The sequence below is a fragment of the Roseovarius sp. AK1035 genome (genome assembly GCF_003288315.1).
GTDB classification, from domain to species: domain Bacteria; phylum Pseudomonadota; class Alphaproteobacteria; order Rhodobacterales; family Rhodobacteraceae; genus Roseovarius; species Roseovarius mucosus_A.
Genome location: NZ_CP030099.1, coordinates 2138604 through 2159133 on the forward strand (window position 1 = coordinate 2138604; position 20530 = coordinate 2159133).

The window sequence follows — 20530 nt, forward strand, 5'->3', positions numbered from 1 at the left end:
TCTCAGACCATCTTTTCGCCGCCGCGTCCGGCGAGCGTGATCTTGCCCTCGTCCGACAGACGACGGGCGACGGTGATGACCTGTTTCTGGGCCTCCTGCACCTGGCTCAGGCGTACGGGGCCCATGGCCTCCATCTCGTCCATGATATTGGCGGCGGCGCGGGCTGAAACACAGCCCAAGAGCTTGTCGCGCAGGGTTGGGTTGGACCCTTTGAGGGCGAGGATCAGAATCTCGCTGTCGATCTCGCGCAGCACGGTTTGCAGGGCGCGTTCGTCGGATTTGATGAGGTAATCGAACACGAAAAGATTGTCCTGAATATCCTCGGACAGCGTTTTGTCATCCTTGCGGATGTCTTTCATAATCCGCTCTTCCATGTCCTGACGGGTGAAGTTCATGATCCGTGCGGCGGCCTTGACCCCGCCAATCTGCGAGGCGCGCAGCGTGGTGTTGGCCTTGAACTTGGCGCGCATCACCTCTTCGAGGTCGCGCAGCGCCTCGGGTTGCACGGTGTTGAGCGTGGCGATGCGGCGGATGATTTCGGGCTGTGCCTCGGGGGGCAGCAGCTTGAGCACTTCGGCACCTTGGGCATAGTCGAGCGAGGCGATGACCAGCGCCATGATCTGCGGATGTTCATCCTGAATAAGCTCGGCCACGGCAGAGGGGTCCATCCAGTCGAGGATTTCGATCGGGCGTTCGCTGTTGGAGGGCACGATGCGCGAAAGCACAGATTGCGCCTTATGGGCGCCAAGCGCCTGATCAAGCACTTGCCGCACGTAATTGCCCGCACCGATTCCGATGCCGGTCTGGTTGCTGACCAGCCCTAGAAACTCGTTGAGCACGGCATCGACCGTGTCGTGATCGACGCCCTGCACGGTGAACATGGCCTCGCCCAGAACCTGCACTTCGGAGGGGGAAAGGGCGCGCAGGATTTGTGCGGCGGTTTCCTCACCAAAGATCATCATCAGGATGGCGGCCTTTTGCACCGGGGTCAGGTCCGCGCCGGGGCGCGTGCCAGAGGGGGCAGGGAGCGCGAGGGTCATGGCCGGTCCTCACCAGTGGGGGTGATCATGGATTTGAAGACGCCCGCGATGCGATTGGTCTCGGACCCAGCCATCTGGCGGAGGAGGTCGATCTTTTCCTCATAGGTGATGGCACCGTTGAGGTCCTCGGCATTCGGGGCGGCGGTTTCAAGGCGCTGGCGCAGGGCTGACAGGCTCTCGCCACGGGGCACTTCGATGGCATCGCCATAGGTCATGCCGGTGGTGGCGGTGGCGCCGACGGGGGGCAGCAGGCGATTGAGGATCGGGCGCACGACACCCAGCACGATGATGCCAAAGAGCGCCAGTTGAGCAAGCGTGCGCCCCAGCGTCGGCAGCCAAGCCGCGTCATACCACCGCTCTGCCGAAATGACGGAGGGGGCCACCACAAACGGGGCGCTGGCCACGGTGACGATATCGCCACGCTCTGCGTTATAGCCGATGGCGGAGCGGGTCAGCGCCTCGATTTCCGCGAGGGGCACGGCCTCGGGGGCGGCAGAGGTGGCTTCACCCTCGGCAGGGGCGGCGGGGGTCGGCAGGCGGTGCAAAAGCACGGCGGCATGCACGCGGTTGATCTGAGCGGTCTGCGGCTGGCGGGTTTCCACCCGGCGGCTGACCTCGTAATTGCGGGTCGAGGAGGTGGCGCTGTTGGTGGTGCCGCTTTTGGCACCTTGGGTGGCGGCCTCGGCCATTTGCGCCTCATTCGGGGGCGTGTTGGCCACGGCACCGGGAATGCCGCCCGCCTGCGCGCCGCTGGTTTGCTGGCTGCTGCTTTGCTCGCTGCGCAGGGCGGTGTCGGGCAGGTATTCTTCGCTGGTGATCTCGGAGCGGGTGAAATCCATATCGAGTGTTACTTCGACGGCGGCATTGCCCGCGCCCACGATGGGGGTGAGCAGCGACAGCACGCGGTCGCGGTAGAGGGTTTCAAGCCGGCGCTGGTGCTGCATCTGGCGGTCCGCTTCGGACTGCACCGGGTCTTCTTCGGGGCTGGTCAACAGCGTGCCAGTCTGATCCACGACCGAGACATTGCCGCGCGGCATATCGGGCACGGCGGCGGCAACGAGACTGACGATGGCGCGCACCTGCGCTTGGTCCAGGGCCATGCCCGGCGCGAGTTCGAGAAACACAGAGGCGCGGGGCGGTTGGCTGTCGCGGACAAAGGCGCTGCGTTCCGGCAGGGCAAGATGCACGCGGGCGGCGCGCACTGGCCGCAATTCCTGAATCGATCGGGCAAGGTCGAGTTCCTGCATCCGGCGCAGGCGGGCGGATTCGATCTGGCGCGAGGTGCCCATGGGCATTTCGTCAATGGCTGACATGCCGTCGGTCGCCCCTTCGGGCAAACCTTGGGTGGCCAAGAGCATACGGGCGCTGTGAAACTGATCAGCGGCCACGGTAAGCGCGCCGGAAGAGGGATCAAGCCGGGCGTCCATGCCAGCCGCAGTCAGCGCGTCGAGGGCCAGGGATTTTTCCGCCTCGGGCAGACCTGCGTGAAGGGTCACGCGGTTGGCGGGGGCCAAAAGCAGCCACGCGGCCAGACCAAGCGTCACGACCAACAGCACGCCAATCGCGGGCAGGGCACGGCGCAGGGCAGGCTGGGCGATGAACCCATCCATGCCCGAGAGCGCAAGGCGCGCCCGTTGCACAAGCGAGGTGGCGCCAGCCTGTGCCGGGAGGGTGGTTTGCTGTCCGTCCATAGTCTCTACTTCCGTGGTTCTAGTCTGGGCCTCAGACCGGCATATTCATGATGTCGCGATAGGCGGTGAGCGCCTTGTTGCGGACCTGCATCGTCATCTGAAACCCCAGCGATGCGACCTGTTGCTCGACCATGACGGCGGCGAGGTTTTCGGTCCGCCCGGTTTCGAAATCGCGGGCGGCCTGCGAGGCCTTGCTTTGCTGGGTGTTCACGCTCTCGACCGCCTTGCCCAGCCGTTCAGCAAAGCCCGGCCCCTGCGCGTCGGCCATGGCGGTCGGGCGCTGAATAGGGTCAGGGCGTGCTGCCGCCTGCGAGGCGTGCATCATGCTGACGGAAGAGGAGATGCCGGTCAGGCTCATGTCAGGTCAGGATCAGGCGGCAAGAGAGGTGGGAAGGGCTGCGGGACGCGAGCGTGTCAAAGAGGTGGGGCGGGCAACGAGCATGATATGTTCGGGTGCAATCACCATGCCATCGGCGAGCACCAGCGCGCGCTGCATCACGTTTTCCAACTCGCGTACATTGCCGGGCCAGGCGTGACCGGCGAGGATGTCGCAGGCCTCGGGCGACAAAAGCGGCGTGGGCAGGCCCTCGGGTGTGTGGCGGCGCAGCATGGCCTGCGCCAACACCGGCACATCCTGCGGACGGGCGCAGAGGGCCAGCGTTTCCAAGGGGAACACGTTGAGGCGGTAGTAGAGGTCTTCGCGGAAGGCCCCGCGGGCAATTTCGGCCTCCATATCGCGGTTGGAGGTGGCGAGGATGCGGACATCAACCTGAGCTTCGGTCTGGCTACCGAGCGGGGTCACGACCTTTTCCTGAATGACGCGCAGGAGTTTGGCCTGAAGCGCCATCGGCATTTCGGAAATCTCGTCAAGGAGCAGCGTGCCGCCGTCGGCGGCGCGCAGATAGCCTTTGTTGGCGGTGTTGGCCCCGGTGAAGGCCCCTTTTTCATGACCAAAGAGCAGCGCTTCGAGCATGTTCTCGGGGATGGCGGCGCAGTTGATGGCGACAAAGGGTTTGTCGGCGCGCGGCGAGGCCTGATGGATCAGGCGCGAGAGCACCTCTTTGCCGCTGCCGGTGGGGCCGTTGATAAAGACACTGACGTCAAAGCGAGCGACGCGGCGGGCCATGTCGATCAGCGCGCCAGAGTTCGGGTCGGCGGCGACCATGGTGCCGAACGGAGCAGCCAAGAGATCGGCCACTGCCATCAAGGCGGCATCGCGCAGGGCGGGCAGGCCGCTATCGGGCAGCGATACGGTCAGCATGCGTCCGCCCAGATCCTCGCGCAGAGCAAATTCTGCGGCCTGACCTTCGATCACCACGATCCGTTTCGCCCCCAGCTTGCGGGCCAGTTCCACCAGCGCGCGCTGGTCGGTCACGGGCGCCCCCTGCACCAAGGTGTGACAGGTGGGCTGATAGCCGATGCGAACATTCAGACGACGCCCGTCGAGCAGGGCCTTGAGGGCTTGTGCCTGAGGGAAATTCGCGGCGGTGATGCAGATGTCGGCCATGGGAAACCTCGTTGATTGCGATATGAAAACTGTAAGCAGGGATCGTGCCACGCGGGATTTGGGGGCAATTCACCCCCGGAATTGCCCAAAGTCGCGATTTTGCGGGGAAATTTCGGTCTCAGGACCCTGAAAACGTCGCAACTCCGACGAAAACGCGAGGTGTCGACTGTCACCTGTCGAGGCTTCGTCATTCGGGGAGAGATGTGGCGCTGTCCTTTGGATCATGTTGCGCTTTCAGCGTCGGATCACGCCAAAAGCGAGCGGGCGCGCACCAAAGATACTCGCGAGATATGTCGTCTGGGCGCTCACATTTTTGGGCAGGGGTCCGTTTGGGAACTCAGAAGAGCTCAACTGGTAGGCAACAATGTTATCGAAAACGTATCATCTCAAGTTTCCAAGCCTCGATGCGGCACAGATCGCGGCCCCTTTCATCACGGAGATTCTGGGGAATGCGATTCCGGAATGCCGTATCTCAGGCCTGACCGTCATGATCGGCAAGGAGGGGGACATTTCCGTCAACCTGTTCTTCCCGAGTATCGCGGATCTCAAGAACTTCGAAAAGAAACATGGGGGCTTCATCCAGACGATGAAGAAAACCTTTCTCTTTCGATCTACCGGGTTCGAGGGGGTCTGTATTTTCAATTTCGATGGGAACGCCGAAGATGCCGCCTGAGCGCGGGATTTAGTCTGGCACGCCGGTTGCATCGGCGCATGCAGATGTCACCGGCTAGCAGGCCGACAGATTGAGAAAGACCTGATCACATGGCGAGTGTGTTCCCAAACAAGCTGTGTCCTGAACGAGGGCCGCAGGCATGACGGCGCGTGCAGAGCAGGTGCCCGAGCAGGCCTCTGGCGGGGCGTTGCTTCGCGTCTCGTCGGACAAGATCGGGCGATTGATGGACCTCGTGGGCGAGTTGTCGCTGTCGGTGTCTGAAACCATCAATGCGCCGGAACTGGCCAATCTCGACCTTGTGGGGTTCGAGGCGGCGGCACATCGGCTGTCGATGATCGTGGGCGAGGTGCAGGATGCCGCAAGCGAATTGCGGCTGGTTCCGGTGGATGAGGTGTTTCGCAGGCTCAAGCGCATGGTGCGTGAATTGCAGCGTGAAACCGGCAAGCAGATCGACCTTGAGATGCGTGGCGAGGATACATCCATCGACAAGCTTGTAGCGGACCGTCTTTATGATCCGTTGCTGCATGTGGTGCGCAATTCCGCCGATCACGGACTAGAGCCGCCGGCCGAGCGCGAGGCGGCGGGCAAATCGCCTGCGGGCCGCATTATCCTGTCTGCCGCTCAGGTGGGCAGCGAGGTGCGAATTCAGGTGATCGACGACGGGCGCGGGCTGAACCGGGGTAAGATCCTGGCCAAGGCGCGCGAGCGGGGTCTCTTTGGCCCGACCGAAGAGCCCGAAGATGCCGCCGTTTGGAAGGTGATCTTTGAGCCCGGTTTTTCGACCGCCGAAGCCGTGACAACCCTATCTGGGCGCGGTGTGGGTATGGATGTGCTCAACACCACCATGAAAGATTTGCGGGGGCGGATCGGGGTCCAGAGCGAAGAAGGCAAGGGCACGACCGTGTCGCTGCATATTCCGGTGTCTTTGGCCTTTCTCGATAGCGTGATCCTGCGGCTGGGCACGCAGCTTTATTGTGTGCCCATCGACGATATTGCCGAGATCGTCAAACCGGGTCTCGGGGATCATCTGGCCCTGTCCGCCGAGGGCGGATGCGAGATGTTGCGACAGCGCGACCGGTTCATTCCGGTATGCCGCCTGGAGAAGTTCTTTGACGGTATGCGCAGCGAATTGCCGCCGCTGTCAGAGATGGTGTTCATCGTGTTCGAGTCGACCTCTGGGCCGATTGCGGTGCCCGTTGATGAAATCCTTGACCGTCAGCAGGTGGTGATGAAGCCGCTTGAAGGCACGCTGACACGGGTGCGCGCGAGCTGGGGCTTTGCTCTCTTGTCCTCTGGCGAGGTGGCGATGGTGCTCGATTGCGAGCGACTGGCAAACGGGGGCGGGCGCTGATGCAGGTCTATGCGGATCAGGCCGGATTCGAGCAGTTGCGCGATTGGTTGAGCCGCCGCTGCGGAATCACCTTTGGTCCGTCCAAGGCTGATCTGCTGCGGCAGCGTATGGAGCGCGTGTTGCGGCGGTTTGATCTGCCCGATCTGAACCATCTCGCGCGCGAGTTGGACCGCGTTGGCGCGCAGGATCTACAGCTTGCGGTGCTGCACGCGGCCTCGATCAACCACACCTATTTCTTTCGCGAGATCGAGGTGTTGGATCAGTTCATGAACCTTGCCCTGCCCGAACTGAAAGAGCGGCCTGAGTTCCGCTTTTGGTCGGCGGCCTGCTCGAGTGGCGAAGAAGCCTATACCGTCGGCATGATGCTGGCCGACCGGTTGGGGCCCGCGGCGCTGAACCGCACGCATATTCTGGGCACTGACATCAGCGATCCGATGGTCGAGCGGGCCGAGTTGGGCATCTATTCCCACCGCCAGTTTTCGCAGACCGATCCGATGGTGCTCAAGCGTTGGTTCGAACCTGCGGGGCTGGATCAATACAGGGTGGCGCCCGAGTTGCGTCGGGCCTGCACCTTTCGGCGCATGAACCTCAAGGCGACACCCTATCCGTTCAACCTTCCGTTTCAGGCCGTGTTCTGCCGGAACGTGCTCTATTATTTCGACCGGGCCGATCAGGTTGCCACGGTGAATGCCCTCTATGACGTGGTCGAGCCGGGTGGCTGGCTGATCACCTCTGTGACGGAATCCGTGCGCCAATTGGGCACCCTATGGGAGCCTGTCGCCACCGGTCTTTACCGAAGGAGGTCATGATGACCCGCTCTGCTGCACCCGTCACGGTGCTTGTCGTAGACGATTCAAGTTTTTTCCGGCGTTTTCTGACCCGGACGCTTGGTGCTGATCCCGGCATCGAGGTGATCGGCGAGGCCGCGAGTGCCGAAGAGGCGCATGAGTTTGTCATGGCGCGCCGTCCGGATGTGATCACGCTTGATCTGGAAATGCCGGGGCTGGGCGGGATGCAATTCCTGCGTCAGACCGTGGCGCGGCTGCGAATTCCCACGATCGTTGTCTCGTCAAGCACGCAGCTTGGGGCGCGCCGCAGTATCGAGGCGCTCGAGGCCGGGGCGGTCGATGTGATGCCCAAGCCGCAAGGCGTGGCGCCGGGTATGGTCGACAATATCGCATTGGCGACCATTGCTGCGCGGGTGCGGGCGGTGGCACAGGTCGATATGCACCGGATGAAATCTCCGGTTTCGGATCCAGCGCCAGTGCCGTCGCCGACACTGGCCGCTCCTGTTTTATCGCGCGATTGGGTGATCGCGCTTGGCGCGTCGACAGGCGGGGTTCAGGCGCTTGGCTCTTTGTTGCAAGCACTGCCTGCCAATTGTCCGCCTGTCGTGATTGTTCAGCATATGCCTGCGGGTTTTACCGAGGCCTTTGCCCGACGGCTTAACGCGACCTGCGCCATCGAGGTGCGCGAGGCGCACCATGGCGACCGTCTGAGCCCTGGCCTCGCCCTTATTGCGCCGGGGGGCGAGCGGCACATGCGGCTGCGCCGCGCCGCTTCGGGTACCTTGGCGGTCGAGCTGGTGACGGGCGATCCGGTTTGTTTTTCGATGCCTTCCGTCGACGTGCTGCTGACATCAGCCGCGCAAGTGGCTGCGCCGCGCCTGAGTGCCGCCGTGCTGACCGGCATGGGCAGCGACGGGGCCAATGGCCTGCTGGCTGCGCGTCTTGCCGGGGCGCAGACCTATGTGCAGGACGAAGCAACATCGCTGGTCTTTGGCATGCCTGCACGCGCCTGGGAGAGAGGGGCTGCGCTGGCGCAAGTGCCGCTCGACCAGATGGCGGCGCAATTGCTGGCTTCGGTTGGCACGACATCTGCAACCCAGCGGGCACCCGCCGCCCCGGCCCCCCGAATGACCCATAGAGGAGTCTGACCATGACCAAAACCGCGTTTGCCGATACGCAGACACCGCAGACCGAGCTTCAGGCCGAGCCGTCGGATTCCATTGAGACCATGTATCTGACCTTTCCGGTCGGCTCTGAGCTCTACGGGGTTTCGATTGGCGTCGTGACCGAGATTGTCGGATTGCAACGCATCATGAGCGTGCCGGACGTGCCGCATTACATCAAGGGCGTGATCAACCTGCGTGGCAAGGTGATCCCGCTGATGGACGTGCGGCTGCGCTTTGGCATGCCGGACAAGGCCTATGATGACCGCACCGTGGTGATCGTGTTGCAGGTCAATGATGCGCCGGTGGGCCTGATTGTCGATGGTGTCAACGAGGTGCTCGATATTCCGGCGAACCAGATTGACCGGACGCATAGTTTCTCGGGCTCTGAGGGCCGCAGCCTTGTGTTGGGTCTGGGCCGTCTGGAAGAGCGGGTGGCCATCCTGCTCAATGTCAACCTACTGGTCGAGGATGACGTGCTCGTCCCACCAATGATGGCCGAGGCCTGATCCATGGCTGCCCCAGAACCCAATCCCCCGGAGACCGATCCGGACCTTGTTTTCACGTCCCGGTCGGCCGCAACGCCGACGACGGAGACATCCTCCCCCCAGCCCGCGCCGGACCAGCCCGCCGGCGACACCGAAAGGAAAGAACAAATGACCTCGCAATCCCCGCGCGACAGCAAACCCAAGGCCAACGACACCATGGACGATATGAAAGAAATGGATTTCTCGAAGCGCGTTGTGGCCACCACGCTGTTGGCCTCGCTTGGCAATCCCATCATGGTTGCGGATGAGGATTACAACATCCTCTACTGCAACGAAACCGGGTTCCAGATGTTCGAGCGGATCGAGAATGACATCCGGTGCGATCTGCCGAATTTCCGGGCGCGCGACATCATCGGCAAGAATGTCGATGTGTTCCACAAGAACCCGCATTACCAGCGGCGTATCATGGACAACATGACAGGTCCGCACGAGGGGGCGTTTACCGTCGGAGGCATCTCTCTGGAGTTCACCGCGACGCCCGTGCCGGGCGTCGAGCGCGGCACGCAATTCGTGCTGGTGGAATGGCGTGACGTGACCGAGATCAAGCGCGTCACGGCCGAGAATGACCGCACGCTGGATCAATTCCGGCTTCTGCTGTCCGAGATGGAAAAAATGGCCGCGGCGCATGATGCGGGCGATATCGATGTCTTCATCGACAGCAACACCTTTGACAAGGCAGAGGTCCGCAAGGCGGCAGAGATGCTCAATGCTATGGTGCTGGCGCATATCGAGACCAAGAAGCTGGCGATGGGTGTCTTTGAAGAGTTCGGCGAAGGTAATTTCGATGCGCCCTTCCCGCAGATGCCGCGCAAGAAGGTGTTCCTCAACACCATCATCGAGAAGGTACGCGGCAACTTCCGGGGGGTCGTTGCTGAAATCCGCACGCTGTCGGATTCCATTGTTGCGGGCAATCTTGACGTGCAGGCCGACCTGTCCAAGTTCAAGGGTGAATACCGCAGTGTGATCGAGTCTTTCGAACAGGCGTTTGGCAGCCTCAACAGTGCCTTTGCGGTGATTGCAGAGCAGGTGGATCAGGTGGCGACAACGGTCACTCAGGTGGCCCATTCGAGCCAGACGCTCTCGACCAATTCACAGGTCGCCTCGGCCTCGGTCGAAGAGGTGTCTGCGTCGGTCAACCAGACAGACCAGCAGGTGCGCGCCAACGCCGAGTCGACACAGAAAGCGTCGAAATTCGTGGGCAGCGCCGTGGGCCTGGCCGATCAGGGTGCCGCCAAGATCAAGGACATGGTCACCGCCATGCATGGCATCAAGACCTCGTCTCAGGACATTGCCAAGATCATCAAAGTGATCGACGAGATTGCGTTCCAGACCAACCTTTTGGCGCTGAATGCGGCGGTCGAGGCGGCGCGGGCTGGGCAGCACGGGCGCGGCTTTGCGGTGGTGGCACAAGAGGTGCGCAACCTCGCCGGGCGCTCTGCCAAAGCAGCGCGCGAGACCTCGGATCTGATCGAGGATGCGTCGAACCGGGTGAATGCGGGTGTGCGCATTGCGGATGAGACATCCGAAGCCTTCACCGGCATTTCCCAGCAGATCACGCAGGTCAAGGAAATCGTCGAAGAGATTGATCGCTCTGGCGCGGAACAGTCACGCGGCGTGGCGCAGATTTCGATGGCTATGACCGAAATCGCCAAATCCGCGCTCGATTCCAGCCAACAGGCGGATGAGCTTGCTGCCGGAGCCGCCGAGATGAGTGCGGCCACCCAGCAGATGAAAGAGGAAATCGGCCGCTTCAAGCTGCGTCGCACGGCTGCGGCTATGCCGATGGGGGGCTTCAACGGTCTGACGCCCGAGATGATGGCGCAGATTCAGGCGATGATGAGCGGCAAGCCCAACGGGCGTCTGAACGGCGGCGGATCGCTTGATCTCGACGCACGCGGCTTTCACGGCTTCTGAGGCAAGCGGGGGGCGGCCCGGTGCCGCCTCATTCCCGCGCAATTCCAGATAATTCGGAGTAATGACGATGGTTTACAATGTAATGGTGGTGGACGATGCCGCAATGATGCGGCTCTACATCTCCAGCTTTCTGAAATCCCGCAAGGATTTCAAACTTGTGGCACAGGCCGCCAATGGGCAAGAGGCGCTGGACAAGTTGCCGGATCTTCCGGACCTTGACCTGATCCTGCTCGATATCGAGATGCCGGTGATGGACGGGTTGGAATTTCTGCGTCACGCCAAGCTCAAGACGCGGGCCAAAATCTGCATGCTGTCCTCGGTGACGGTGCAGGGGTCGCCCTTGGCTGCCAAGGCGCGCGAACTGGGGGCGGATGGGGTGGTTTCCAAGCCCTCTGGCACGGTGTCGCATGACCTCGAGGAAAAGACCGGAGACGAATTGACGCGCGTAATGCGGGCGCTGGTCGGGGCCTAAGGGCCGGAATGCAACCCACTGGGCGGGTGACACCATGATGGACGAGATGGACGAAATCTGGATGCTGTATGCCGATGACGGCGCGCAGTCCCTTGACGCTATGGAAGCGGCGCTCGATGCCCTTGAAGGGGGCGCAGGCGATATGGGCGCGCATATCGGCGCTCTGTTCCGGGCTGTCCATACCTTCAAGGGCAACTCGCGCGTGCTGGGACTGGCCCAGGTCGAGGGGCTGGCGCATCTGGCCGAGGATCTGATCGGGCTGGTGCGCGATGAAGGCGTGCCGATGAGTGGTGAGATCACCGACATCCTGATGCGCACCGGCGATGCGCTGCGCGGGATGCTGGAAGAAACCGCCGACACCCGCGCCGATGTAGAGCCGGAACCGACGGCGGGGCTGAAACAGGATTTGCGCGCGATGATCGGGCGGCTGACAGGGCGCGAGGCCGAGGCACCCGCGGCCCCGTCTGAGGACAAGGCCGCCGAGCCGCAGAATGAGGCAGCGCCGACGCCCGCTGACGTGCAAGAAGAGCCGGAAGCCGCTCCACCCGCGCCCGCACCCAAACCCAAGGTTCCGGCCTTTGATATGGGTCTGGCGGGGTTGCTGGATCAATTGGATGGCGGCGATGGCGCGGATTTCGACGAATTCGAAGGTGACGATGACGAGCCGGAGTTTGACCAAGATCTAGCCCCCGAGGCAGAGGCCGAGGAAGAGCCTGACGTTGAGCCCGAGCTGGAGCCAGAGCTGGAGGCGGAGCCCGAGCCTGAGCCCGCACCGCAGGTCAAGACCGTAGCCGAGGTTACAGAAGGCAAGCTCTTGGCACCTGACCCGGAGCATCACAAGATTTTCAACGATATGGCCGTCAAGGCGTGCGACGGGCTTGACGCTCTGCTTGCGGATTGGGCCGAGGACAGCAGCCCACGTGCTGCGCGCAAACAAGCGGATAACCTGCACTATGCGGCCGGGCAATTGAACCTTGCCGATTGGCTGGCCCTGTTGGGACCGTTTCTAGATGCAGATGCCCCGGACCTTACCGCAACCCGCGATCTGAGCAAGGCGATGCGTCGCCTGTTGGGCGGAGAGAGCGCCGAGCCTGAAGCGATGGACATGCCCGCCCCAGAGGCACAGCCAATGCCAGCGCCGGCCCCGGTTGCGGCCCCTGAGCCAGAGCCTGAACCCGAGGTTGCGGCCGCCCCTGAACCCGAGGCTGCGCCGCAAAAGAAAACCAAAGCACGGCCCAAACCCGTTGTCGAAATCACTGAAGGCAAGCTGCGGGCAGACCCGACGTATCATCAAATCTTTGCCGATATGGTGGCCAAGACGCTCGAGAAACTAGACGCGCTTTGCTCGGATTGGTCAGAGGCGACAAGCCCAGCCACTTTGCGCAAAGAAGCGGATGGCCTGCGCTATGCCGCGCGGCAATTGTATTTGGCAGACTGGGTTGCGCTGCTGGACCCGATAGCCGACGCCACAGGCATGAGCCGCCCCGACGCCGACGGCCATGTCGCCGCGCTGCGGGCCCGTTATGCCAAGGATTTCACGTCCGGTCACATCCCCACGCCCACGCCTGAGCCGGTCGATGCGATCAGCGATGGCCGCGCGTTCTTCAACGCGGTTGCAGAGCTTTATCCGCTGATTTCCGACCAAGGCATACGGATGGCGGGCCAAACGCCCTGCACCATGGACGAGCGGCGCGATTTGGCGGAACGGATTGCCGATCTGGCCGCGCCACGCGGCTATGTGCGGCTGGTCGATAGCGCCCATAGGCTGTCGCAAGAGCCTGCAGGCCAGGCTTACCGTGCGGCGGAACTGGCGCTGTATGAGGAATTGGTCAGCGTCGAGCGCAGCCTGCCCGCCTCGGTCTTCGATGCCGAGAGAATGGCACCAAGCAAGCTTTTGAGCATGTGGTGCGCCGATCATATCTTTGAGACGCTGCAAAGCCTGCGCAGGGGTCTGGAGGCGCGCGGTGGCGAGGCAGAGGCCAATTGGTTCCCGGCCTTCGACACGTTGATGCGGCAGGTTCATTTCGCCTGTTTGAACTATCGGATCGACACCGCGTCGCAACTGACGATGGCGCTGATTGATCTATTCGCGCGGGTGCGCGTTGATCAAAAGGCACCAGATGTGATCCTGCTCCAGATGGGGCGCGGGTTCATCGATACGATGGAACTGGTGTTCGATGCGCTGGATCAGGGCGATACGCCCGATACGTCGCGGATCGAAAAGATGTTTGAAGAGGCGACCAACGCCTGTTTCGTAGCCAGTGGCGTGATGACCGCCAAGAGCATCGAGACGCGGTTGGGCCTGCCACCGGAATTCCACCGCGTGATGTCGCCCGAGAGCGTCAAGACCGCCCATGAGGCGATCAAGGAAGGCTTGCATTTCTACGTTTTGCGCGCCGATCTGAATGATGATGACGCGCTGGCGCAGGGCTTTCTTGAGTGGATTACCACCGGCGTCGTCCGCATGATCACCAACGTGACGGTGTTCTTGGATAAGGCGACCCTGTTTGATTTCCTCGTCGCCTCGACGTTGGAAGAAGATCGGATGGTCGAGCGGCTTGCCATGCTCGACCCAACTGGCGCGCGCCTGATGATGGCGCGGGCGTTGCGGGTAAGTGAGGCATCTGAAAGCGATGCCGTCGAACCGGACACGCTCGACCTGATCCCGATGTCGGATGTTGGCGACAGCCTCGCGTTGCTCGAGGCGGTGGGGGCGATTTCCGCCAGCCATGCGCAGCTTGAGCATGAATTGACGCAGCTGGCCTCGGTTGATCTGGTGCAGGATGTGCTGGAGGCGCTGCGCGTCGCCGGGGTGGGTGAGTTGGAGCAGCGTGTGCGCTCTGTCCTGCGCGACCGTTTGGAGCAGCATCATCTGCGGCTTCAGGAAATCAGCGAGTCCGGTGCGCAACTCTCTACAGAGCTGTCACATCTGCAACAAGAAAGCGTGGCGCAGCGGTCGCGCCCGGCCGAGGTGCTGTTGCGTCCGCTCAAGGCCTATGTCGCCACACGCTCGCGCAAGATCGGGGTCGATGCAACTGTCACCTATGTGGGCGGCGATGCAATGCTCGACCAAATGTTGATCGAGGAATTGCGCGGCCCGCTCAAGACCCTGGTCAATCTGCGACTGGCGGGAGAATACCCTGCCTCGCGGTTTCATATCTCGGTCGAGGCCGAAAGCGATCACGTGCGCGTCGAGCTGACCGATAACAGCCCCGAGGCTGCGACAGCCCCCGCCTATGCTGCGCTGGCCGATGAGATGGCGCGCAAAAAGGGTGCGCTGCGCCGCGTCAGCCTGCCCGCTGGGGCCGGGGTGCGGTTCCATCTGCGCGTGCCGCAGCATATGATTGTCCTCGATGGCATGGTCGTCCGAGTGGGGCATGTGCGCTATGTGCTGCCTGTGGACACGATTCACCGCATCCTTCAGACCGACCGGCTTTTGCCTGTGTCGGCCTCTGGGGCAACGCGGATGCTCAACATCGACGAGGGCGCGCTGGTGCCGGTGCATCCGCTGATGCCAGAGGCGCCCGAGGCGGCGCGGGGTGCACGGCTCTATGTGATTTTGAGCAGCAACGAAACCCGCATCGCCATTCCGGTGGACGAACTCTTGGGGCAGCAGCTTGTGATGCTGCGTCCGTTGCAGGGCGTTTTGTCGGGGATGCGCGACATGAGCGGTATCGCCGTCCTGTCGGGGGGCGAAGTGGGCATGGTTGTGGCCGTCAGCGCCTTGGTTTCGGGCGATACGCGCACAGCGAGCGTGGCCGCGTGAAACTCTGCCCCGGTGGTCATGCCACCGGGGCTAACATCCTGACGCATTTTGCCGTTTTGAAAAACAGATCTGGCAATCATGTCAAAGGAAGTTTCGATGAGTTTCGCCTTCGCCCGTTCCCGTTACCGTCAGGCCGAGACCCTCGTGCAGGAGGCGGCCACCGACCCCTATGACATCGTTTTTGTCACGCTGCGCGAACTCAACCGCTCGCTTGGTGTCTTGGCGCGCACCCAACAAGAGGCGCGCCCATTGCCCTCTGATCACGTCAATCGGGTATTGACGGCGATTTACATCCTGCAATCGAGCCTTGATTTCGAGGCGGGTGGCGATCTGGCAGGGGATTTGTTCCAGCTGTACGAATTTGCACGGTTCCACGTGCTCAAAGGTCTTCGGGGCGAGGAGGGCGCGCGCCTGACCGAGGCCGCCGCCGCCATGGGCGATATTCTGGACGCCTGGCAACAGATCGGATCTCAGGTCAAGGCGCAGGCGGTATGACACGTGTGGTACAACAGATGACCTATAGCCTTCTTGGCGATCAGATCCGTAACTTGACGACCGCGCTTGTCGCAGCAGCCGAGACGGGCGATCACGCGGCGGTATCGCGTGCGGATCATGCCCTGCGCTGCGCAGTCATTGCCTTGGTTGGTGGTGCCTCTCTCGCAGAGGATGGCGCGCAGGACCGCATCGCGATCCTGGCCGAGGCGCTGGATGCCGTGCGTCGCACCGCCGATGTGTTATCGGCCAAGGCGGCGCGGCGGGCAGGGCAGGGGCGGGCCAATCTGGTCTATCTGAACTGCGACCGCAAGGTGGGGCCGCGCTGATGGCGATTGCGTCTGAAACGGCCTGCGGCACCTGTCTGCGGCTGCGCATGTTTCTGACAATTGCGGGCGCGTTGATTGCCGGGCTCTACCTGCAACCCGGATGGGCTACGGCGGTGGCGGGGTTGATGCCGGCACCTCTGTTGATCGGCTGGGCAATCTGTGGTTTTGGAACTCTGGGCTTTGCGCTGCGCCTGCGGCATCATCTGCGGCATCAGCGCTAAAGAAAACCCGGCACGCCCTCAGCAGAGGCGACGCAGAAGCCGCACCAAACCCCAGACATGCTGACGCCGGGGTTCGCCATGTTCATCACAAAGAACGAGTTCCACGCCCACCTTGTGCGGATCGGTGCCGGGGGCGGGTATGAAGGTCTGGCGCATGGCGATCATGGGATGTCCTTTCTCGGGCTTGGTATTTGTTTTCGGGCTGCAAGAAGTCTGCCAATCACGGGGCATGGGCCCAGTCGAGGATCAGAACCTCAAGAATGGCGGGCTCTTCGCCCATGGCGATCAACCGGGCGTTCATCGCCTCTTGCAGGGTTTCAGGCAGGCTGTCGCGCAGCGCTGCAAGGCGTGTATCGGCAGGCAGGCTTTCGGCGGCGCGCAGCATGACATCGGCCAATTCGGCCTGCGCCTCTTGCTGGCGATCAGCCAGTCGCGCCATAAGTTCAAGACTGCCTGCCTCGCGCAGGGCAACGCCCAAGCCGATGCTGAGCGTGCCGCCACCCTCGGGCAGCGACACCGTCACAGGCAGGCTGAGCGGCAGATAGCGGCGCGGCTCTGGCCCTGTGGGGGCCTCTGATGCGGGCGCGGGTGCCGCTGTGGGCTGTGGCACCGCAGGCGTCTGGTTCAGGATCCAGAGACTGGCCAAACCAAGCGCGATTGGCCCGAGACTTGCAGTCACGGCAAAGACAATCAGCGGTTGGCGAGGCGAAATCCGGGTCATGTAAGGCAAAGAGCAAGGATCGCGCCAAGCGGCGCTAAACTGGCGGTCTTTTCTGTCGTTGTGATTGCGTGGGGCCGTGTCGCCCGAGCGACGCAAAGGAACCAAAAGGAGTGGGCAGAGTGGCGGGCGCCTTGTCGAAATTCAGGATTCTGCGCCGGGCTGCGGGACAGGCCACACCGGGCCAGACACCGGATGCCTTTCCTCTGGTGCGGCGAAGCACCAATCTGCATGACATTTCACTGGTCGAGCGGCATTTGCCGGAAATCCTTGGGCGGGCCTTGGCGCGCAGCTGGATTGATCGCGCGTTCAGCACTGCCCTCTTGGCCGATCCCAAAGCGCTGCTTGCACAGCACGACATTCATTTGCCCGAGGCGGTCAGTATCGAGGTGGAAATGACCCCGACGCAGCGGCATCGCTTGGTGGTCTATGAGCAGCGCCCCGATGGCGAGCGGCGGCGCATGATGTATCTGCAACTCGTGATGATGGCGGGCAAATAGATGCGGCGCGTTCTGCTGGTCTCTGCGCTCTGGCTATGTGGTGCGGCGGCGATGGCCGGGTCCACGCCGGATTTCGGTCGCGCCGTGGCCTTGGCTCAGGATGGGCAGGCGGGCGCTGCTGTGGCGATTTTCGCGGATCTGGCACAGGCCGGGCACCGCGCGGCGCAGGTCAATCTGGCGGTGATGCTGGCGCGCGGGCAGGGCGTGCCGCAGGATGATCAGGCGGCGGCCTATTGGGCGTGGCGCGCCCGTCTTGCGGGCGAGATGCGGGCGATGGAGGTCAGCGACCTGTTGCTGGGGCGGCTGACAGAGGCGGCGCGCGCCCGTCTGGCCGACCGGCTGATTGCCGATCTGAGCGCGCGGGCCAGGGACGGCGTGCCGGGGCAATTCGCGGCGATTGGCCGGGTTGAGGCGCAGTTGCGCACGCCCGCGAAGATGGACGAGGCGGCGCTGTGGTTCACCCTTGGGGCCGCGTTTGAAGAGCCGGGTGCCGTGGCGCTGCGCGAGGTGGCGATGGCCGATCTGGAGCCAAAGGCACGGTTGGCGGTGCAGGAACGCGCAGGCGCAGAATTTGTCAAATGGTGCGCAGACATGCCCGCCGAGGCGCGCCCCGAGGCGTGCAGGCCTGTGCCTTGAACGGCCCGAGGCTGCATTTTTCGAACATGGGGCTAAAATTGCCGAGGCATTGGTCGTAAGACCTGATTGGGCTGGCACGCGGCTTGCAGACTGAGATCGAACAGAGACCTCAGGAAAGGCAGCGCCGATGTCCTCGAACGTGATGCATGTGGCCAAAACCGGGCTGAACGCCCAGCAGGCCCGCATTCAGGTGATTTCCAACAACCTGGCCAACGTCAACACCACCGGATTCAAGCGCGACCGCGCCAATTTCGAAACGTTGCTCTATCAGACGCTGCGTCCGGCGGGAGCGCAAACCTCGGAAGCCACTGAACAGACCGCGCCCACCACGTTGGGCACGGGTGTGCGCCTTGTCAGCACCGAAAAGATGTATACCCAAGGCAGCCTGACCACGACCGACAACGCGCTTGATCTTGCGATTGACGGCAAGGGGTTCTTTCAGGTGCTGATGCCCGACGGGCGGATCGGCTATACCCGCAACGGCACGTTTTCCCAGAATGCCGATGGCGTGCTGACCACATCGAGCGGTTATGTCGTGCAGCCCGAAATCCAGATCCCCCCCGAGGCCACCAGCATCAGCATTTCCCGCGATGGCATCATCAGCGTGACCCTGCCCGATGCGGTCGAGGCCGAAGAGGTGGGGCAGTTGACCCTTGCGCAATTCGCCAACCCGCGCGGGCTAGAGCCGGTGGGCGAGACCTTTGTGGTCGAGAGCACCGCCAGCGGCGCACCGGTTGTGGGCAATCCGCTTGAGGATGGCATGGGCGATCTGGTTCAGGGCGCGCTTGAAACCTCGAATGTCAATGTGGTGCAAGAGCTGGTCGAAATGATCGAAGCGCAGCGCGCCTATGAAATCAATTCCCGCTCCATCTCGGCCTCGGACGAGATGATGAGCTATCTCGCCAACAACCTCTGAAGGGGACCATGATGCGCCGTTTCACCTGCACCGCCGCCGCGCTGATCGCGCTGGCGGGCTGCTCCACCAAGATCGAGGAAGCGGAATCGGAGCTTTACGCACCGGTTTATCCGGTCGAAGAGGTGCAGCAATCGCGCCTGATGCCCACCGGTTCGATCTATGCCGGATATTCCAACGGTCTTTTCGTGGCCGACCGGCGCGCGCGTGCCGTGGGCGACATCCTGACGGTCGAATTCTCGGAACGGTTCGCCGCCAGCAAATCGCAGGCCGCGGGATCAAGCAAGACCGACAGTTTCGAGCTGGATTTGCCTGACGTTCTGTCCTTTGGCTTTGACGATGGGCGCCTGACCAGCGGCACCACCCGCAGCTATGCCGGGCGGGGCAATGCCACGCAGTCCAATTCGCTGACCGGCCGGGTGTCGGTTTCGGTGGTGCGGGTGCTGCCGGGTGGGAATCTGGAAATCATCGGGCAAAAACAACTGACGCTGAACAACGGTCAGGAATATATCCGTCTGCGCGGTGTTGTGCGGCCTACCGATATCTCCGCTGATAACGTCGTGCGCTCGGACCGGATCGCCCATGCCGAGATCAAATATGTCGGGGCCGGTGACGTGGCCGATACAGCCAAACAAGGCTGGCTGCGCCGCGCCTTTGAAACCGTGTCACCGCTATGATGGGCGCGGGTATGCTGCGGTTTCTGCTGTTGCTCGTGTGCCTTGTGCCGGGGGCGGCGCTGGCGGACCGGCTCAAGGATCTTGCCGATGTGGCCGGGGTGCGGTCAAACCCGTTGGTGGGCTATGGCCTGGTCGTGGGCCTCAATGGCTCGGGCGATGGCAATTCGGGGCTGACGCGGCAATCCATGCAATCCATCATCTCGCGCCTCGGGCTGGAGGTGGGGACCAATGATCTGGATGCCAAGAATGCGGCTGCGGTGATGGTGACGGCGGAATTGCCGCCGTTTCTCAAGCCCGGTCAAGTGCTGGATGTGACGGTCTCGACCGCTGGCAAGGCCAAGTCGTTGCAAGGTGGCACCCTCTTGATGACGCCGCTGATGGGGGCCGATGGCGAGGTTTACGCCATCGCCCAAGGCAATATGGTGGTTGGCGGTCTGGGGGTGCAGGGCGGTGACGGCTCGTCTGTCGTGGTCAATGTGCCCACCGTGGGCCGGGTGCCGCGCGGTGCCACGGTTGAGCGTATGGTCGAGACGTCGTTTCTCGAAACCGAATATTTCGTGCTGAATCTTAATCGCCCGGATTTCTCGACCGCGAGCAATGTGGCCGATGCGATCAATGCGCAATTCGGCGATGGCGTGGCCGTGGCCTTTGACGGCAGTTCGGTGCGGGTGCGTGCGCCTGCCGATCCGGCGGCGCGGGTGCCGTTCATGGGGCTTTTGCAGGATATCGAGGTCGATCCCGCTGCGCCGCCTGCCCAAGTCATCGTCAATGCGCGCACCGGCACGGTGGTGATCGGTGGCATGGTGCGGGTGACGCCCGCCGCCGTGTCGCATGGGTCGCTGACCGTGCGGGTGAACGAGGATTTCAACGTCGATCAGGCCGCGACGGTGGTCAATGGTCAGGATGGGGGCGTGGTGGTGCCGGGCAATGCCGTGGTGACACCGGACACACAGATTGACGTGGAACAGGAAAACAATCCCGCCTTCGTTTTCGATCCCGGTGTGTCGCTGGCTTCGCTGGTTGATGCGATCAATGCCGTGGGGGCAAGTGCCGCTGATCTGGTGGCTATTCTTGAGGCGCTGCACCGTGCGGGTGCGCTGCGCGCCGAACTGATCGTGATCTGAGGAGCGC

22 protein-coding genes are annotated in these 20530 nt (G+C 62.7%); 16 read left to right on the top strand and 6 right to left on the bottom strand.

What is annotated here, in order from left to right; all coding sequences use genetic code 11:
- Positions 1 to 2: 2 nt before the first annotated feature.
- From fliG to RAK1035_RS10250, 4 genes are read right to left on the bottom strand one after another with little or no spacing between them, the layout of a single operon-like run.
- The gene (gene fliG, locus RAK1035_RS10235; RefSeq protein ID WP_008279893.1) at positions 3 to 1040 is read right to left on the bottom strand and encodes a flagellar motor switch protein FliG; all 1038 of its coding nucleotides are present in this window, start codon (positions 1038 to 1040) and stop codon (positions 3 to 5) included.
- Positions 1037 to 2731, bottom strand: coding sequence for a flagellar basal-body MS-ring/collar protein FliF (gene fliF / locus RAK1035_RS10240; protein ID WP_008279894.1), 1695 nt, complete (start codon positions 2729 to 2731; stop codon positions 1037 to 1039). Before fliF ends, fliG begins: the two co-directional genes overlap by 4 nt.
- A 31-nt stretch (positions 2732 to 2762) precedes the next feature.
- A complete protein-coding gene (gene fliE / locus RAK1035_RS10245) occupies positions 2763 to 3089 on the bottom strand; it encodes a flagellar hook-basal body complex protein FliE (protein ID WP_008279895.1) in 327 nt (108 codons plus the stop codon).
- A 12-nt stretch (positions 3090 to 3101) separates the two neighbouring features.
- Positions 3102 to 4238, bottom strand: a complete 1137-nt coding sequence (locus RAK1035_RS10250) for a sigma-54 interaction domain-containing protein (RefSeq protein WP_008279896.1) — start codon at positions 4236 to 4238, stop codon at positions 3102 to 3104.
- A 364-nt stretch (positions 4239 to 4602) separates the two neighbouring features.
- Here RAK1035_RS10250 and RAK1035_RS10255 point away from each other — a divergent pair, with 364 nt between their 5' ends.
- The 11 genes from RAK1035_RS10255 (at position 4603) to RAK1035_RS10305 (ending at position 15955) form a co-directional block, all read left to right on the top strand.
- A complete protein-coding gene (locus tag RAK1035_RS10255) occupies positions 4603 to 4911 on the top strand; it encodes a hypothetical protein (RefSeq protein ID WP_008279897.1) in 309 nt (102 codons plus the stop codon).
- Between the two features lie 139 nt (positions 4912 to 5050).
- On the top strand, positions 5051 to 6262 hold the full coding sequence (locus tag RAK1035_RS10260; protein WP_008279898.1) for a chemotaxis protein CheA: 1212 nt from the start codon (positions 5051 to 5053) through the stop codon (positions 6260 to 6262).
- Positions 6262 to 7071 carry a CheR family methyltransferase gene (locus RAK1035_RS10265; protein WP_008279899.1) on the top strand — a complete coding sequence of 270 codons (810 nt, stop codon included), beginning with the start codon at positions 6262 to 6264 and terminating at the stop codon, positions 7069 to 7071. Before RAK1035_RS10260 ends, RAK1035_RS10265 begins: the two co-directional genes overlap by 1 nt.
- Positions 7071 to 8198 (top strand): chemotaxis-specific protein-glutamate methyltransferase CheB, encoded by a 1128-nt coding sequence (gene cheB, locus RAK1035_RS10270; protein ID WP_232279159.1) that lies wholly within the window; start codon positions 7071 to 7073, stop codon positions 8196 to 8198. Before RAK1035_RS10265 ends, cheB begins: the two co-directional genes overlap by 1 nt.
- 2 nt (positions 8199 to 8200) lie before the next feature.
- Positions 8201 to 8722 carry a chemotaxis protein CheW gene (locus tag RAK1035_RS10275; RefSeq protein ID WP_008279901.1) on the top strand — a complete coding sequence of 174 codons (522 nt, stop codon included), beginning with the start codon at positions 8201 to 8203 and terminating at the stop codon, positions 8720 to 8722.
- A gap of 147 nt (positions 8723 to 8869) precedes the next feature.
- Positions 8870 to 10675 carry a methyl-accepting chemotaxis protein gene (locus RAK1035_RS10280; protein ID WP_050775727.1) on the top strand — a complete coding sequence of 602 codons (1806 nt, stop codon included), beginning with the start codon at positions 8870 to 8872 and terminating at the stop codon, positions 10673 to 10675.
- Positions 10676 to 10742: 67 nt separating this feature from the next.
- On the top strand, positions 10743 to 11147 hold the full coding sequence (locus RAK1035_RS10285) for a response regulator (protein ID WP_037273780.1): 405 nt from the start codon (positions 10743 to 10745) through the stop codon (positions 11145 to 11147).
- A gap of 34 nt (positions 11148 to 11181) precedes the next feature.
- On the top strand, positions 11182 to 14913 hold the full coding sequence (locus tag RAK1035_RS10290) for a chemotaxis protein CheW (RefSeq protein WP_008279905.1): 3732 nt from the start codon (positions 11182 to 11184) through the stop codon (positions 14911 to 14913).
- Positions 14914 to 15009: 96 nt separating this feature from the next.
- A complete protein-coding gene (locus RAK1035_RS10295; RefSeq protein WP_008279906.1) occupies positions 15010 to 15408 on the top strand; it encodes a flagellar export chaperone FliS in 399 nt (132 codons plus the stop codon).
- Entirely contained in the window at positions 15405 to 15734 is a 330-nt protein-coding gene (locus tag RAK1035_RS10300; protein WP_008279907.1) for a hypothetical protein, read from the top strand. Before RAK1035_RS10295 ends, RAK1035_RS10300 begins: the two co-directional genes overlap by 4 nt.
- Positions 15734 to 15955, top strand: a complete 222-nt coding sequence (locus tag RAK1035_RS10305) for a hypothetical protein (RefSeq protein ID WP_008279908.1) — start codon at positions 15734 to 15736, stop codon at positions 15953 to 15955. The genes RAK1035_RS10300 and RAK1035_RS10305 overlap by 1 nt, the downstream gene beginning before the upstream one ends.
- 18 nt (positions 15956 to 15973) lie before the next feature.
- Here RAK1035_RS10305 and RAK1035_RS20180 read toward each other — a convergent pair whose 3' ends face one another.
- Both RAK1035_RS20180 and RAK1035_RS10310 read right to left on the bottom strand, forming a co-directional pair.
- Positions 15974 to 16120, bottom strand: coding sequence for a hypothetical protein (locus tag RAK1035_RS20180; protein WP_008279909.1), 147 nt, complete (start codon positions 16118 to 16120; stop codon positions 15974 to 15976).
- Between the two features lie 55 nt (positions 16121 to 16175).
- On the bottom strand, positions 16176 to 16634 hold the full coding sequence (locus RAK1035_RS10310) for a hypothetical protein (RefSeq protein ID WP_157132389.1): 459 nt from the start codon (positions 16632 to 16634) through the stop codon (positions 16176 to 16178).
- A 161-nt stretch (positions 16635 to 16795) separates the two neighbouring features.
- Here RAK1035_RS10310 and RAK1035_RS10315 point away from each other — a divergent pair, with 161 nt between their 5' ends.
- The 5 genes from RAK1035_RS10315 to RAK1035_RS10335 all read left to right on the top strand — a co-directional run bounded on the left by RAK1035_RS10315 (position 16796) and on the right by RAK1035_RS10335 (position 20523).
- On the top strand, positions 16796 to 17173 hold the full coding sequence (locus RAK1035_RS10315; RefSeq protein ID WP_050775728.1) for a hypothetical protein: 378 nt from the start codon (positions 16796 to 16798) through the stop codon (positions 17171 to 17173).
- A complete protein-coding gene (locus RAK1035_RS10320; RefSeq protein WP_008279912.1) occupies positions 17174 to 17809 on the top strand; it encodes a hypothetical protein in 636 nt (211 codons plus the stop codon). It begins immediately after the preceding gene.
- A 127-nt stretch (positions 17810 to 17936) separates the two neighbouring features.
- Positions 17937 to 18725 carry a flagellar basal-body rod protein FlgG gene (flgG, locus tag RAK1035_RS10325; RefSeq protein ID WP_008279913.1) on the top strand — a complete coding sequence of 263 codons (789 nt, stop codon included), beginning with the start codon at positions 17937 to 17939 and terminating at the stop codon, positions 18723 to 18725.
- 8 nt (positions 18726 to 18733) lie between these two features.
- On the top strand, positions 18734 to 19399 hold the full coding sequence (locus RAK1035_RS10330) for a flagellar basal body L-ring protein FlgH (protein ID WP_008279914.1): 666 nt from the start codon (positions 18734 to 18736) through the stop codon (positions 19397 to 19399).
- 11 nt (positions 19400 to 19410) lie between these two features.
- On the top strand, positions 19411 to 20523 hold the full coding sequence (locus RAK1035_RS10335; protein WP_037297111.1) for a flagellar basal body P-ring protein FlgI: 1113 nt from the start codon (positions 19411 to 19413) through the stop codon (positions 20521 to 20523).
- Positions 20524 to 20530: the final 7 nt, after the last annotated feature.

What these genes read in the sequence shown, in the direction of transcription:
- RAK1035_RS10300 (WP_008279907.1), top strand. Translation starts at nt 15,405, where the DNA reads ATGACACGTGTGGTACAACAGATGACCTATAGCCTTCTTGGCGATCAG.
- RAK1035_RS10285 (WP_037273780.1), top strand. Translation starts at nt 10,743, where the DNA reads ATGGTTTACAATGTAATGGTGGTGGACGATGCCGCAATGATGCGGCTC.
- fliE (WP_008279895.1), bottom strand. Translation starts at nt 3,089, where the DNA reads ATGAGCCTGACCGGCATCTCCTCTTCCGTCAGCATGATGCACGCCTCG.
- RAK1035_RS10265 (WP_008279899.1), top strand. Translation starts at nt 6,262, where the DNA reads ATGCAGGTCTATGCGGATCAGGCCGGATTCGAGCAGTTGCGCGATTGG.
- fliF (WP_008279894.1), bottom strand. Translation starts at nt 2,731, where the DNA reads ATGGACGGACAGCAAACCACCCTCCCGGCACAGGCTGGCGCCACCTCG.
- cheB (WP_232279159.1), top strand. Translation starts at nt 7,071, where the DNA reads ATGACCCGCTCTGCTGCACCCGTCACGGTGCTTGTCGTAGACGATTCA.
- RAK1035_RS10330 (WP_008279914.1), top strand. Translation starts at nt 18,734, where the DNA reads ATGATGCGCCGTTTCACCTGCACCGCCGCCGCGCTGATCGCGCTGGCG.
- RAK1035_RS10335 (WP_037297111.1), top strand. Translation starts at nt 19,411, where the DNA reads ATGCTGCGGTTTCTGCTGTTGCTCGTGTGCCTTGTGCCGGGGGCGGCG.
- RAK1035_RS10250 (WP_008279896.1), bottom strand. Translation starts at nt 4,238, where the DNA reads ATGGCCGACATCTGCATCACCGCCGCGAATTTCCCTCAGGCACAAGCC.
- RAK1035_RS20180 (WP_008279909.1), bottom strand. Translation starts at nt 16,120, where the DNA reads ATGATCGCCATGCGCCAGACCTTCATACCCGCCCCCGGCACCGATCCG.
- RAK1035_RS10290 (WP_008279905.1), top strand. Translation starts at nt 11,182, where the DNA reads ATGATGGACGAGATGGACGAAATCTGGATGCTGTATGCCGATGACGGC.
- RAK1035_RS10260 (WP_008279898.1), top strand. Translation starts at nt 5,051, where the DNA reads ATGACGGCGCGTGCAGAGCAGGTGCCCGAGCAGGCCTCTGGCGGGGCG.
- RAK1035_RS10295 (WP_008279906.1), top strand. Translation starts at nt 15,010, where the DNA reads ATGAGTTTCGCCTTCGCCCGTTCCCGTTACCGTCAGGCCGAGACCCTC.
- fliG (WP_008279893.1), bottom strand. Translation starts at nt 1,040, where the DNA reads ATGACCCTCGCGCTCCCTGCCCCCTCTGGCACGCGCCCCGGCGCGGAC.
- RAK1035_RS10305 (WP_008279908.1), top strand. Translation starts at nt 15,734, where the DNA reads ATGGCGATTGCGTCTGAAACGGCCTGCGGCACCTGTCTGCGGCTGCGC.
- RAK1035_RS10275 (WP_008279901.1), top strand. Translation starts at nt 8,201, where the DNA reads ATGACCAAAACCGCGTTTGCCGATACGCAGACACCGCAGACCGAGCTT.
- RAK1035_RS10280 (WP_050775727.1), top strand. Translation starts at nt 8,870, where the DNA reads ATGACCTCGCAATCCCCGCGCGACAGCAAACCCAAGGCCAACGACACC.
- flgG (WP_008279913.1), top strand. Translation starts at nt 17,937, where the DNA reads ATGTCCTCGAACGTGATGCATGTGGCCAAAACCGGGCTGAACGCCCAG.
- RAK1035_RS10255 (WP_008279897.1), top strand. Translation starts at nt 4,603, where the DNA reads ATGTTATCGAAAACGTATCATCTCAAGTTTCCAAGCCTCGATGCGGCA.
- RAK1035_RS10320 (WP_008279912.1), top strand. Translation starts at nt 17,174, where the DNA reads ATGCGGCGCGTTCTGCTGGTCTCTGCGCTCTGGCTATGTGGTGCGGCG.